At 75.7% G+C, this 15135-nt stretch carries 6 protein-coding genes; all 6 read left to right on the top strand.

Going from position 1 to position 15135, the window contains the following annotated elements:
• The first annotated feature begins 116 nt into the window (after window positions 1-116).
• On the top strand, window positions 117-1436 hold the full coding sequence (locus AC0693_RS13970; RefSeq protein ID WP_478801894.1) for an MFS transporter: 1320 nt from the start codon (window positions 117-119) through the stop codon (window positions 1434-1436).
• Window positions 1437-2288: 852 nt separating this feature from the next.
• A complete protein-coding gene (locus AC0693_RS13965) occupies window positions 2289-3143 on the top strand; it encodes a DUF4132 domain-containing protein (protein WP_478738420.1) in 855 nt (284 codons plus the stop codon).
• A complete protein-coding gene (locus tag AC0693_RS13960) occupies window positions 3140-8122 on the top strand; it encodes a hypothetical protein (RefSeq protein WP_478801893.1) in 4983 nt (1660 codons plus the stop codon). The genes AC0693_RS13965 and AC0693_RS13960 overlap by 4 nt, the downstream gene beginning before the upstream one ends.
• Entirely contained in the window at window positions 8119-9309 is a 1191-nt protein-coding gene (locus AC0693_RS13955) for an ATP-binding protein (protein ID WP_356408437.1), read from the top strand. The genes AC0693_RS13960 and AC0693_RS13955 overlap by 4 nt, the downstream gene beginning before the upstream one ends.
• 4 nt (window positions 9310-9313) lie before the next feature.
• A complete protein-coding gene (locus tag AC0693_RS13950; RefSeq protein ID WP_478801892.1) occupies window positions 9314-13135 on the top strand; it encodes a vWA domain-containing protein in 3822 nt (1273 codons plus the stop codon).
• Complete coding sequence (locus AC0693_RS13945; protein ID WP_478801891.1) at window positions 13132-14913, top strand: hypothetical protein; 1782 nt, start codon at window positions 13132-13134, stop codon at window positions 14911-14913. Before AC0693_RS13950 ends, AC0693_RS13945 begins: the two co-directional genes overlap by 4 nt.
• Window positions 14914-15135: the final 222 nt, after the last annotated feature.

The raw sequence follows: 15135 nt of genomic DNA, 5'->3' as shown, positions 1-15135 counted from the left end.
CGCAGCGGCGTCAGTGAGCTACTGCCGGTCCTTCCCTGGCACCGGACGGTGGGCGGGCGACAGGGTGCGGGGGCGGCCACACGGCCCGGACCCACCGAGGAGAAAGGGGCGACCCGATGACGATCGCGGAGACCCGGCCCAGCGCAGCCCCCGTCCCACCTGGCGGAGCACCGAACGGCACACCGGGTGGCAGGCCGAGCCGTGCGCTGACGACGGTCTACGTCGCGGGCGCGGTGACGGCGTTGGGCACCCAGATGACCATGCTCGCGCTGCCCTGGCTGGTGCTGGAGACCACCGGCTCGGCCACCCGGGCGGGCCTGGTCTTCGCGGCCCAGGTGCTGCCCATGGCGCTGCTCGGCTTCGCGGGCGGAGAGGTCATCCAGCGCCTGGGCGCCCGCCGGACCATGGTCGTCTCCGATCTCGCCCGCGCTCCGGTGGTGGCGCTGATCCCGCTGCTGCAGACCCTGGGCGCGCTCGATCTGGCCGTCCTCCTGGTGATCGTCACGGCGCTCGGGGCCCTGGCCGTTCCGTACCACGCGGCACAGCGGGTGCTGGCGATGGAACTGCTGAGCCCGCACGCCCGCTCTCTGGCCCGCGCCAACAGTGCGCTGGCAGGTGTGCAGAACGGCTCGGCGTTCGCCGGACCGGCGCTCGCCGGCGCGCTGATCCCGCTGGTGGGGACCATATCGGTGGTGTGGCTGGACGCGGCAACGTTCGCCTTCTCTGGGTTGTTGCTGCTGCGCCGCGTCCCGGCAGGGCATGGCGGGGCCGAAGGGTCCGCGGCTGGGCCCCGCGGCCTGTGGGCGGGGGTGCGGCATCTGTGCGACGACTGGTTCCTGAGCCGGGCGATGCTGTCCACCGTGGTGTTCGGGCTGATGCTGCGAACCCTGATGATCACCATGCCGGTGCTGGCGTTCGCCCGGTTCGGAGGGGACGCCAGGATCGGCGGCCTGCTGATCGCCGCCCATGGCGCCGGTGGCCTGGTGGGCGCGGTGGCCGCCTATGTGCTGGCGGCACGGGTCGCCCCCGTACGACTCGCCTGTACGGCCCTGGTCTGCGTCGCTCTGCCCCTGTGGACGCTCCTGGCGCCCGTGCCGGCCGGCGTGCTCGTCGTCGCCGTCGGCCTGTCATCGGCCGCCGCGCCCCTGGCGAACGCGCCGCTGATGGGCCTGCTCTCCGTCCGGCTGCCGGACGGCTTCGGGCCCAAGGTGTTGCAGGCCGTGGTCACGATCAGCGCCCTGGCCGGGCCGCTGGGCTTCCTGGCTGCGGGCGCCGTGCTGGACCGGGCCGGTGTCGCGGCGACCCTGTGGGGCATCGCCGCGCTCGCGACGTTCGCCAGCGGCAATCTGATCCTGGCCCTGCGCCGCCTCCAGGCCACCGGGGACTGCGATGAAAACCTCCCGCGAACAGCCTCGAAGCTGAACACGGCGACGTGACAGGGAAGATGGCTTCGGTGGTGTCGCGGCGGCGAACCTTGGTCCAGTCGCCCGCGGGTGCGGGCGTCGGTCCTGAATCAGAGCCTCGCCGGGTCTGCAACACCACCTGCCCGCCCGGGGCGGCCGGGGTGAAGAGGATCGTCCGGTGCCCGTCGAACTTCTGCTCATCGGCGGCGCCACCCACCGGCGCTCCCGGGCCGGGCACCGACTCGGCGGCCTGCGCCGGCATCGACTCCACTGGCGGCCTGAGCACCATCCGGGGGCCTTCCTCGTAATCGCCCCCTTCCAGGGCGGTGCAGCCGTGGGCCGAGGTGCCGCTCTGGGCCCCGGACATCCCCGAGGTCGTCGGCAACTGGACCGCTTCCTCGGCCAAGGCCCCGGCCACCGGGATGCGTTGTCGCCCCGTAGCCGAGACGGTCACTGACACCTGGCGGGCGCTGAACGACGGCGGGTACCCGCGGCCGAAGTACCTTCAGGGGAACGCGGCCGATCAGGCCCGCGTACCGGATCGCACGCTCAGTGGACACGGACGACCGTGAGCACCGCATGACGCGTCGTACCGGCGGCTACTTCGACCACCAGGCCGGCGGCTGCCTGTTGGTACGGCTCCCCGTCTGCAGTGCCGGCCGCCACACCACTCTCGGCCGCCCGCAGGTGATGGCGTGAACCGGCGGGTCCGGGGCTTCGCTCCGGCCCCCACAGGGAGTGATCCGCCCTCCCGAGGCGCTGCCTGAGGCATTGTCCGAGGCTGCGCCTAGAGTCACACCAACGTGATCGCGGCGGCGCTGCGACGGGGGGTGTGCCATGCCTTGCCATGCCCCGGACCAGGCCGTCTGACCGAGGAGACAGCACATGGGGTGGGTTCCGGCCGGCGACTACGAAGTCGCCCTCGACGACGGGAAAGTGGTCTGCCGCAATGCGGCGGGTCGTCGGCTGAAGACGGTCCCGGGGAAACTCGCGGACGACCCGGCCGTGGTCGGACTGCGCCAGCTCGTGGAGTGGTTGGATCGGCACGAACGTCAGTGCGTCGCCGACGTGGAGCGCTGGATGGTCCGCTCGCTGCCCGTCCCCGCCGCGGTCATCGCCCAGGTGTGGCAGGACACGGCTTGGCGCGCCGCGCTGTACGACCTCGTCGTCACGGGAGAGGACGGCGAAGTCGCCGGATTCCTCCGTGACGCCGACCCCGTCCGGGGCCTCGGCCTGGTCGACCTCGACGGCGACACGGTGCGCATCAGCCCCGAGCTGGTCCGCATCCCCCACCCGGTGCTGCTGGCGGACCTGGAGGAACTCCGCGAGTTCGCGGTCGAACTCACCGTGGACCAGCGGGTACAGCAGCTCTTCCGCGAGGTCTGGCACCGCCCGGCGGACCTGGACCCGGAGACCGCCTCGGTCGACGACTACGCGGGCGGCGCCTTCAAGGAACTGCGGTTCCTGCACGGGCGCACCACCCAGCTCGGCTACCGGGCCCGCGGCGGCCAGGCGGTGTGCCCGGTCGTCGAGGACGGCGCGACGGTCGAGGCACGCATCTGGATCGGCGACTACGACAGCTACGAGCGGACCGAGACCGGCTCGCTGACCTGGACCGACGCCGCAGGCCGTGCACTGACCGCCGGCCACGTCGGCCCGGTCGCCTGGTCGGAAGGCATGCGCATGGCGGCGGCCCTATACGCGGGACGCGACATCGAGGACGAGGAGCAGGCGGCATGAACACCGACGAGATCACCCGGGCCGCGGCCCTGCTGGACGCCGGGGCCATCCTGCGCACCGGCACCGTCGCCCGCGACGACGCCGACACCCTCACCGCCCGCACCTACACCCACCCGGCCCTGGACGACCGGCGCGTGGTGCGCCTGGTGGCGGGCACCCTGGGCGAGGCGGAGGACCTGGCACTGGACTTCCTCGGACTCGCCCGCGAGCCCGAGGCCCCCGAGGTGGGGCAGGTGCGCCGCGAGACACTGGGCTTCCCCGCCTGGGCCCTGGTCAACGATCCGGCCAACGGGCACCACGCGCTGGCCCTGGTCAAGGACATGGAACGGCTGTCCCGCCAGGCCAAGTCCCGGGCAGGCGCCGCCAAGGACGGCTTCGAGGCACTCGCCACCCGGCTCGGCCGCGCCGTACCGCACTTCCTGCCGACGTTCTACGAGCAGGCCGCGCGCGTCTTCCTCCAGCACGACAACAGCACGTACGCCGCGACGCTCTTCGGCAAGGCGCGCGCCGCCGAGCGCGTCCACGGCCTGCCGGTCGACGAGGAGCGGCAGCGCGCCGTCTTCCTGGAGTTCGCCTTCGCCGGGGCCCTGACCGTCAAGGCGCTCAAGGACCACGCGCAGGACCTTTCGCGTCGCCTCGACCCGGCCGAGGCCTGGGCGCAGTTCCGTCAACTCGCCGTCGAGCGCTGCGGTGCGGGCATGGCGCCGTACGCCGCCCTGCCACAGGACGCCCGCGCGCTCGTCAAGGCCGCGGGCCTTGACCGGGAGACCGCCGAGATCGCCTTCGTCGCCGACCTGATCGGCTCACCGAGCATCGTCCGGGCCCCCGCGTCGTTCTGGACCGCCTACCGTCCGACCCTGGTGGCGCTCGCCGCCGCGCGACCGGAGATCCGCGCCCGCCTGCTGGAGATCATGCCGACCGGCCTCGGCGACGACCGGAAGGCCGACGAGGCCTGGCTGTCGCTGCTCGCCGAGACGGGCGCGGACGCCCTGCTCACCGATGCGCAGAGCACGGACGGCGTCGACCCCGCGGACTGGCTCAGCCGCTGGGCCCTGCACCGCAAGCACGGCTCGTCCAGTTCGGAGCGCTGTGCGCGCACCCTCGACCTCGTCGAGCGCATGGCCCCCCGGCTGCGCTCCGACGGCCGCCCCGTCGACCTCTTCCGGGGACGCTGGCACGCGGGCGCCGACCTGGACCTGCTGGACGCCTGCGTCGCCTGGGACATCCCCGTCGTCGAACCGGCGGCGGGCGCCAACGTCCACCTGCCGCTGGAGCGCTGGATCGGCGACGATGCCCCGGGCCGCCGCGACCTGACGGCCGTCGCCGGCCGTCCCCGCTTGCGCGGACTGCTGTACGACGCGCTGAACGGCATGAACGGCCACCGCTCGAAGGACTCCGCGCTCGCCGCGATCGCCGCCCACCCGGTGCTCGGCGCGGTGCTCCACGACTGGCTGGGCGATCGCGCCGCGGAACTCACCGAGGCGGCGGGACTGCCCGGTTCGCGAGCGGCGCTGCGGCGTCTGTCGTCCTTCCGCGCGGTCGCCGGCCAGGTCAATCCGGAGGCCGTCGCCCGGATAGCCGCCCACGACCTGGCGCCGGTCCTCGGCGCCACCCTGCGCGCCGGCGTTCTGGACGAACTGGGCTGGCCCGCCCTGGAGGAGACGTACCGGCGGCTCGACACCGACCGGACCGACCAGAACCACTGGATGGTGGTCGCCGAGGCCTGGCCCGCCCTGGTCGTCGCCAACCGCCACACGGCCGTCGTGGTCGGCCCCGAAGGGGTGCTGCTCGAACACGAGCTGCGCCTGCCCGCCGACCTGGACCGCTGGCGGCGACCCCGTTTCCGGTACACCGACGGCGAACTGCTGGTCATCTGGGCGGAGGACGGCAAGCAGCGCGCGTACTGGTCGGCCCGCCCCGGTGAACCCTTCACCCTCGGCGGCGAGCAGCTGCCGCAGTGGTGGAACGGGCAGGAAGTCGGCTCCCCGTCGCTGCCGCTGCCCGGCGGCGGCCGTGCCACCGGCGGCCGCACCCTGCACGCGGGCGACACCACCCTGCCGTCCACCCGCCCCGTGCTGGGCGACGGCACCGGACACTGGCGCCAGGGTAAGCAGGGCCGCGACCACTGCTGGGTCGAGTACGACCCGGCGGGCGGCACCCACGGGCGTGCTTCGCTGCCCGCGTTCCTCCAGTCGGGAATCCGCGACGGCGCCCACCTCGCGACCGAAAAGTGTGAGGTCCTGCCGCTGTTCCCGGGCCTGGAGAGCACCCCGTTCGGCACCGACGGCACCGTTCTGGGCCGCTGGGTGCGCACCGAGGGACAGGACCCCGACCGCCGCGTCACCTCCGGAACCCCCGACGGGCGGACCGTCACCCTGGCCGTCGCGCCGGGCCGCCGGGACCACCCCGTACCGCTGGGCGCCCTGCGGCTGCCGGGCGGAGCCGCGCCCCTCGCCGCTGTCGTCGGCGACAGCGTCGAGCTCTATCCGGCGGGCGCCGTCACCACGGACGCGCTGGGATCGGTCCCCCTGGGAGACCAGGGCGGCGAGTACGCCGCCGGCACCCGGTACGTCCCGCCGCCCGCGTTCTGGCACGCCCTGCGCCCGCGCGACGAGCGGGGCTCGGCCGCCCTGCGCGCGGTCACCGACGCACAGGTCGCGACCCTCCTCGACGCCGTCGACACCGCGCTGGCCGAGCGGAAGGCCGCGGTCGCAGCCGACACGTCGTACAACGGTCCCTCCGCGGACGAGCTCATCGAGGCCGCCGTGGCCACGGCGCTGCCCGCGCTGACCGACGCCCGGCTGCGCACCGGCGTGAGCGCGCTCGTGCGGACGGCCGCCCGCCACCGCGCCGCCACCGCCGCCTACGTCGCACCCCCGCAGGACGAGCCGCACGGCGCGAAGCGGCACGGCGACGGGATGTACGCCGACCACCGGCCCGTCCACGGGGACGACACGACCCTGACCGCCGCCGTGAACGGGATCGCCGCGCCGGGCAGGTACGGCTACTGGGGGCGCGAAGCGAAGTGGAGCGGCCTCCAGCAGATCCTCTCCGTCAACCAGGTCCTGTCCGGCAAGCCCGCCGACGGCAAGCCGCTGCCCGACCCGGCCCCGCTGCCGGTTCTGGGCGACGGCTGGACGAGCGAGACCCACACCGTCCCCGGCATGGACCTGGCCTGGCTGCCGTTCCTGGACGCCCTGGGCCCCCTCGCCTACCGCGCCGCCGCCCCCACCACCACCGACGAACACCGGGAGGCGCTGCTGCTCCTCCTGGAAGCGGTCGCCACCGGCCCGCTCGCCCACCCCGCGGGCGCCCTGCGGCAGGTCCTGCTGTGCGAGGAGGACAGTGAGGACCGGGTCGGCAAGAGGCAGCGGCTCGGCCAGGTGCTGCGCCGCGGCGACCGCACGGTGGTGATCCTCCGCCGGGAGCACACCCACCGCAACGACCGCGTCCACTGGCTCGCCCTCGACCACGATCCGGAAGGGGCGTTCGGCCAGATCGCCGACTTCACCCACCACGAGGACCAGCGGTACACCCCCGCCTTCCCGCACGAGCGCCTGCTCCCGCTGATCCGCCTCGTCCGCGAGCGCGGCGCCGCGCCGTGGCGGCCCGAGGCTCCCGTCACACTCGACGCCGCCACCGGCATCGGCCCCGCACAGGCGGCCGTTCTCGTCGCGGCGGGGACCGGCGGACTCGACGCGGCCGGGCTGGACTTGGTGGGCCTCAAGGCCCGGCAGGCCGAACGGGCCGACGCCAGGCTGAGCGCGCTCGGCGCCGGCAACCGGCTGGCGCTGCTGGACGCGCTGCTGCCCGCCGACCCCGCCGACCTGTGGGAGAGCGGCCCCGACACCGCGGCGGCCGCCGAGACCTGGGCGGAGCGCCTGGGATCGCTGGTCCGGCTGCCGGAGGAGCTGGGAGACGCCCTGGCCGGTGTCTCCACGGCGTCGGCGGAAGCCGTCCTCAACCCCGGCCGCACCGCGTGGCTCAGCCGCACCACCGCGATGGGCCTCGACAAGGACGGCGACCTCGTGGCGGAGGACCCGGCCGCGGTCCCCGCCCGCGGAAGCCTCACGAGCGCGGTGGCGGCGCTCGGCGGGCTGGCGTACGGACTGCCGTACGGCCATCCGCTGCGCGCCCACCTGCCGGCCGCACTCGCCGCGCTGCGCAGGCGCCTGGCCGACCCCGGCCTCATCCTCGACCTGGACGTGGAATGGACGGAGAAAGGCACCCCGACCGCGGTCCCACTGCGCACGGCGTACGGACTGCCCGCGACGGGAGGGGCGGGAGCCGACGGCCTCACCCGGCTCGGGGACGCCCTCGTGCTGCGCCCCTGGTACGGCGACAACGAGATGACGCTGGTGCGTACGGCCGGGATCACCGGCGCGGACGATCCCGTTCTCGGGCTGCTCGAAGGGCTGGTCGGCCCGGGCCGTTGCCACTCCCTGGCCGCCGTGCGGGCCCTGCTCGGCGACGACCTCGAACAGGCCGTCCTGGCCGGATCGGCTGCCGGCGGCTTCACCGGCTACGCCCAGGACCCCGCCCGCTCGGTCCCGGAGCTGGTCGCCGAGGTGGCCGCGACCCACGGGCTGGGCGACGACGCGGCCGCGCTCTACCTGCAACTGCTCGCACTGCCCGACCCGACCGACCGCGACCGCGCGCGCTGGACCGGCTGGACGCCGGGCCGGGCGAAGAAGGCCAGGACCGAACTGGCCGCCACCGGCCTGGTCCTGGAGGCCAAGCGGTCCCGCGCGGGCCGGACCCTGTTCCTGCCCTGCGGCTGGCACGACTTCAAGGCCCCCGCCCTGCCGGTGGAGACCTGGAAGGAACCCCTCTACCCGCTGCGCGACCACACCCGCGCCGTGCCGCAACTGCCGGTGCCCGCCCTGTTCGCCCGCGCATGGAGCCGTGTCAAGGACGGCGACGCCCCCGCCTTCGAAGAACTCACCACCCGTGCCACCCGGAAGGGCCGCCGCCGATGACCACCGACACCACCACTCCCGTACCCCCGTCAGCACCCCCGTCCGGCCGGCAGGTCAGTCCGCCCGAGGACCGCCACGCCACCGAACTGGCCTTCCTCGCCGCCTACGACGACGGCCCCCGCCCGCCCGCCTGGCTGCTGAGCCCGCGCGCCGTCGTCACCTTCGTGATGGGCAGCGCGGGCGAGGCCCTGCGGCTGCCCGAGGGCGCCGCGGCGCCCGACGGCGTCCCCCGCAAGCTGGTGGTCGAGCAGAAGTTCGTCGGCGACCGCGCCCTGGTGGAACGCTGCGTCGTCACCCTCGCCGGAGAACGCGGGCTGCTGCTCGTCGGCGAGCCCGGAACCGCCAAGTCGATGCTCTCCGAGCTGCTGTCCGCCGCCGTGTGCGGCACCAGCGGCCTGGTGGTGCAGGGCACCGCCGGCACCACCGAGGACCAGCTCAAGTACGGCTGGAACTACGCGCTGCTCCTGGCCCAGGGCCCCACCCGGCAGGCCCTGGTGCCCTCCCCGGTCCTCACCGCCATGACCCGTGGCGCGGTGGCCCGCGTCGAGGAGATCACCCGCTGCCTGCCCGAGGTCCAGGACGCCCTGGTCTCACTCCTGTCCGAACGGCGCATCGCCGTCCCGGAGCTCGCCGGCAGCGCCGACGCCCTCGCCCACGCCGCCCCCGGCTTCACCCTCATCGCGACCGCCAACCTCCGCGACAAGGGCGTCTCCGAGATGTCCGCGGCCCTCAAGCGCCGCTTCAACTTCGAGACCGTCGGCCCCATCGGTGACCTGGACGCCGAGACCGCCCTGGTACGCCGCCAGGCCCATGCGGCCGTCACCCGGGCCGGCGCCCCCTTCCAGGTGGACGACGCGATCCTCGAAGCCCTCGTGACCGCCTTCCGCGACCTGCGGGACGGGCGGTCGGCCGAAGGCTGGGAGGTCGAGCGCCCCTCCACGGTGATGAGCACCGCGGAGGCGGTGTCCGTGGCCGGTTCGCTGGCCCTGGCCGCCGCGTACTTCCCGGGCGACCGGGACGTGCTGTCCCTGCTCCCCGGGCACCTGCTGGGCGTGGTCCGCAAGGACGACCCGGCCGACGCCGCCCGGCTGCTGGGCTACTGGGACGGCGCGGTGCGCCGCCGCGCCGAGCAGGGTTCGGCCACCTGGCGCACCCTGTGGGACCTGCGCCCGGCCCTGGAGAACTGACGCCATGACCCTTCCGTCCCCGGCCGCCACTCCTGCGGAAGCCTCCACCGCCCTGTCCGAATCCACCGTTGCACCGGACTCCGCCGCCCCCGCCATGACTCGGGACGAGGCGGTGGCGGCCCTGACCGACCCCACCGCCCCGTACCTCATCGGCGTGCGCCACCACGCGCCGTCGCTCGCCGCCGTCATGCCGGAGCTACTGGACGCGGCGAAGCCCGAGGTGCTGCTCGTCGAGCTCCCCGCGGATCTGCAGGAGTGGCTGCCCTGGCTCGCCCACGCCGACACCCGGGCCCCCGTCGCCCTGGCCGCCGTCCCCGCCACCTCCGGCAGGGACGGCGCGGGGGAGGGGCGCGGGCCCGCCTTCTACCCGTTCGCCGACTTCTCGCCCGAACTCGTCGCCCTGCGCTGGGCCGCCCGCCACGACGTCCCCGTGATCGCCTGCGACCTTCCGCTGTCCGACCCCGCCCGGTTCGAGCCCCCGCGCCCGGCCGGGGCGGGGCACGAAGGACCCGGGCTGCGCGAGGCGCTCACCGCCCGCCTCACCGGCCGCCCCGGCGAGGACCTGTGGGACCGCCTGGTGGAAGCCGCCGCCCCCGGCTCCCCGCCCGAGGCGCTGCGCCGTGCCGCCCTGCTCACGGGCTGGGCGCTGCGGCACGACGCCGAACGGGCCGGGGCGGTGGACGGGTCGGACCTGGCCCGCGAGCGCTGGATGCGCGCCCGGATCGAGGAGGCCACCGCCGCCGGGCGCCGGGCCGCCGTGATCGTGGGCGCCTTCCACACCCCGGCGCTGCTGGGCCCCGGGCCCGGCCCGGTGCCGCCAGAGGACGAGCTCCCCAGTGGTCCGGCCTGGACCGTTTCCCTGATCCCGTACACCTATCCACTGCTGGACGAGCGTTCCGGCTATCCGGCGGGCATCCGCGACCCCGAATGGCAGCACCTCGTTCTGGAGGCGGCGGGCCGCCCGGCCGCCCTGTACGAGGCACTGCTCACCACGGCCGTACGGATCTGCGGCGAACTGCGTGCGCAGGACCACCCCTCGGGGCCCGCGGACGCCCGCGAGATCGTCCGGCTGGCGGGCGACCTCGCCCGGCTGCGCGACCTGCCCGCGCCCGGCCGCGGCGAACTCATCGAAGCCGTGCAGACCGTACTGACCCAGGGCGAACCCCTCGGCCGGGGGCGCGCGGTCGCCCGATCGCTGGAACGGGTCCTGGTCGGCACCCGCTCCGGCCGGCCTGCACCTGCCGCCCCGCGCAGTGGTCTGGCACCGGCCGTCGAGGACGAGGTCGCGGCCCTGGGCCTGCCCGGTCCCGCCGACACGGGCCCTGCCGCCCGCGACCTGCGGCTCGACCCCTTGCGCTCCGACCTCGACCGCCGCCGCGAACTCCTGCTGCGCAGACTGACGGTCTGCGGCATCCCCTACGCCACGTCGACGCCCGTAACGGGCGCCGGCGCCGGCGAGGCCGTGACCACCCGGTGGGAGGTGCGCTGGACTCCGGCCACCGCCGCCATGCTCACCGCCGCCGGGATCCGCGGCGTCACCCCGGCCCAGGCCGCCGAAGGCCTGCTGCGCGAACGGCGCCGAGCCGAACAGGACGACGGAGGGCCCACCGCCGCCCAGAGCATCGACGGCCTCGCGCAGGCCGCCGCCTGCGGACTGCCCGCACTGGCAGACGAACGGCTCACCGCACTGGCCGAGGTCGTCCCGGCCACCGGCACGCTGCCCCAACTGCTGGCCGCCCTCGGCCTGCTGGACCGTATCCGGGCCGGCCACGTCGCCGGACTCGGCCCGGACCCGGACCGCGCCGCGCGGTCGGCGGCGGCAGGCGAATTGCTCACCTCGGCCGCCGTCCGCCAGGTCGACGGCCTCACCGGCTCCGACGACCCCCATGACGCCCGGGCCCTGCTCGAACTCGCCCACCGCGCGGACGTCTTCGGCGGGATCCGGCTCACCGACGCCCTCACCCGGCTGGCCGCCGACGGCTCGCCCCTGATGTCCGGGGCGGCCGGAGCCGTTCGCGTCCTGCTCGGCCACGAGGACGCCCACGCCTTCGGCACCCGTACCGCGTCCTGGGTGGACGCGGCCACCGACGCAGCCACCCGGACCGCGCTGACCGCGCGCCTCACCGGCCTGCTCACCGCGGCCGCTCCGCTCCTGGAGACCATGGCGCCCGTCCTCGACCCGGTGCTGGACCGGGTCACCGACCTCGCGGACACCGCTTTCCTGGACCGCCTACCCGCGCTGCGCGGCGGCTTCGACACACTCAGCCCCGCCGCCCGCGACCGGCTGCTCGCGGCGGTGGAGGACCGGCTCGGGGACGCAGCCGGCCTGGTCACCGACACGGACGGCATCGACCCCGCCACGCTGGCGCTGTGGACCCGCGCCGACCTGTCCGCGCGCGAGACCCTGGCCCGGCTGGGCCTCCTGCCACCCGCCCTCCCGGCGGAACCCGACCTCTGCGGACCGTCCGCGACGCCGCCGCAAGACGGCGATCACCGCTGCGGCGAACCGTCACCAGCCACCGCGGCGGAGCCCACGCCCCCTGGCCTGACCGGTACGCCGCCGCACGCCCCCGGCCAGCCACCGGCCCCGGCCGCCGCTGCGCCCGGTGTCGCCGCCGACCGCGCGGCCGCACCACGGGCGGGCCTGCCACCGGCAGCATTCCCGGCGGCGCCCGCCGCATCCGGGCGCGCGGCCGGGAAGGCCGCAGCCGCGCCGGATCGCGTCCTGGCCCCCGCCGACCGCTGGCGACTGGTGCTCGGCCGCCGCACGCAGCAACTGCCGCCATCCGCAGCGCCGTTGGCCACCGCGCTGGACGAGCTGTACGGCAACGGCCGCGGCGAGGGCTCCCGCGGCGATCTCGGCGCGGGCAGCCGCGGCGGCCGCCAGGCGCCCTACCCCGGCGTCCGCGAGTGGTCCGAGGAACTGTCCGCCCTGTTCGGCCCCGGCATCCGCGAGGAGGTTCTCGCCGCGGCCGCCGCGACCGGCCGCCGCGACGTCCTGGGCGAACTCGACCCCGCCGTCGTCCGCCCCTCCGTCGACCTGCTGCGCACGGTACTCCAGCACGCGGGCGGCCTGCCCGAGGCCCGGCTCGGCGTACTCCGCCCCCTCGTCCGCCGGCTCGTCGACGAACTCACCCGGCAGCTGGCCACCCGGCTGCGCCCCGCCCTGACCGGCATGACGCTGCCCCGCCCGAGCCGACGCCCCGGCGGACAGCTCGACCTGGCCCGCACCCTGCGCGCCAACCTCGCCACCGCCCGCCGGACCGCCGACGGCAGCGTCCAGATCATCCCCGAGCACCCGGTGTTCCGCTCCCGCGCCCGGCGCGCCGCCGACTGGCGGCTGGTCCTGGTCACCGACGTCTCCGGCTCCATGGAGGCCTCCACCATCTGGTCGGCCCTCACCGCCGCCGTCCTGGCCGGGGTACCCACCCTCTCCACCCACTTCCTCGCCTTCTCCACCGAGGTCATCGACCTCACCGACCACGTGCACGACCCGCTGTCCCTGCTGCTGGAGGTACGGGTCGGCGGTGGCACCCACATCGCCGCCGGGCTGCGCCACGCCCGCACCCTGGTGACCGTGCCGTCCCGCACCCTGGTCGTCGTGATCAGCGACTTCGAGGAGGGCCACCCGGTCGGCGGGCTCCTCTCCGAGGTACGCACCCTCGTCGGAGCCGGGTGCCACGTACTCGGCTGCGCGAGCCTGGACGACGCCGGCCGCCCCCGGTACTCGACCGGCGTCGCCGGGCAGCTCGTCGCCGCAGGGATGCCGGTAGCCGCCCTCAGCCCGCTCGAACTCGCCCGCTGGGTAGGGGAGAAGATCGCATGAGCCACCACCTGCCCGCCGTCGCGCCCGCTGTGACCGCCGAGATCGTCGGCGCGCTCTCGCCCAGGCTGCGCAAGCGGCTCGACGCCGCCATCACCAAGATCGCCGACCGGCCCGTCAGCCGCGACGGCGACACCGTACGGATCGAGGTCGACGACGAGACCGGCCTGGAACTCCACGCCCCCGCCGGGATGGTGACCACGGCGGACGCGATCCGCTGCGGCTGCCTGCTCGCCCCGGGCTGCCTGCACCGGGCGGCGATCGCGTCCGCCGCGCCGGTGGCCGACGTGGTGGCCGAACCCGTTGCCGGCCCGCCCTGCGGCGCGGACGCCGGGCAATCGTCCTCCGGCGCGGACGCCGGAACCCCGGAGACGCCGCAGACGCCGCAGGCCCAGGAGAGCGCGGCCACCCCCGATCAGCGTGCCGCGGCCGGCCACCTGTGGGCCGCGGGCGCCGCCGTGCTCGACACGGGCATCGAAGGCGCCGGAGCGGTCCTGCAGTCCGAGCTGCTGCGGGCGGCCCACACGGCCAAGCTCGGTGGTCTGCCCCGCCCGGCCGCGGCCGCCGTCTCCGTCGTCACCGCGCTGCGCTCCGCCCGCTCCGCCGACCCCGCCCACCGCCTCGCCGACCTCACGGCAGCCGTCCGGGAACTGCTCGGCATCGCCCACCGGCTGCCCGACGCGACCGGCCCCGAACTGGCCGCCCTGCGCGGCACCGCCCGGCAGACCTACCTGCCCGACGGATCCCTGCGCCTGTACGGCCTGTTCACCGAACCCCTGATCACCGCCGGCGGCTACGCGGGCGCCGTTACCTGGACCGCCGCCGCCGACGGCCGCCTCCACACGGTCTCGGACGTCGCCCCGGGCGGCCCCGGCCGTGCCACGGCGGCAGCCGGGCGCACCGTACGCCTGGGCGACACCGCGCTCACCCACCGCCAGCTGTCCCACGCCGGGCTCGCCCTGTCGGGGGCCACCGTCTCGCCCACCGGCCGCCTAGGCGCGGGCGCCGGCTGCAAGGCGGTCCAGGCGTCGGGCGCGGCCTGGACGGACGAACCCATTGCCGCCCTGTGGGCCCCGCCGGCCGCCGTGCAGGCCGCGCGCGCCCTGCACTCCGACGCTCCCGGCGCCGACCTGCTCTTCCTCGACGTGACGCTCATGGGTCCCGCCCGAGAGACCGGCGGCGACTGCCTCCTCGCCACGTGCGGCGACCTTACGCTCCGCCTCACCGCGGCCCACGACCATCCCGCACTGGCGTACCGGGACAACCTCCGGATGCTGGCAGCCCTGCCCGGCACGCGCCTGCGGGTCGTCGGCCGCCTCGTCCCGGACTCCCGGCCCACCCTCCAGCTCCTGGCGGCCGCCCATCCGGCGGATCCCGCCCGGCGCGTCGACCTGGGGCTGGACCGGCTGCAACGCGCCGACCTCCCCTCCGCCCCGCCGCCGCCCGTCGCACAGGTCCCCACCGGCCGGGGGACGGACCCGGCCCCCCTCCACCTCCTGCGCCGCCGCCTCGAACAGGCCGTCGCCGCCGGACGCCCCTTCCTGGCCGTCCCCGGATCGCTGTCGGCCGACGCCGGGCAGCTGCGCCGCTCGGCCCTCCCCACCGCCGCCGACCTCCTGGCCGAACTGCAACGCACCGCCACCCGGCGCGCCCGCGACCCCTTCGGCCGCCTGCTCCCCGCCGACCCGACCGACTTCGCCCGCGCCTGGTTGGGCGCGGCCCTGTACGCGGAGGCGGCCGAGACCTCACTGTGTGCGGCGGCGTGGCAGCCGGAACCGTGAGGAACTGCGGGATGAGCCGAAACGGCCACCCAGTTCGCGGATGTCCTGCTGCTCCGGGCGCCCAGCGCACAAGCCGTCGGCTCGGCGTCCCGCCCCTCGGCCGCTCTCACGAGTCGGCGGAGCCGTGAGCTGCTGGGGCTGGACGGGTGGTGGTTGAGCGCCTGGTGGCGGTGACGTCTTTGTTCACGACAACTCTCGTGAACAAAGACGTCTTCATCCGGT

This window comes from Streptomyces sp. NPDC043876 (assembly GCF_056435825.1).
This window is presented reverse-complemented; position numbering and strand designations above follow the sequence as displayed.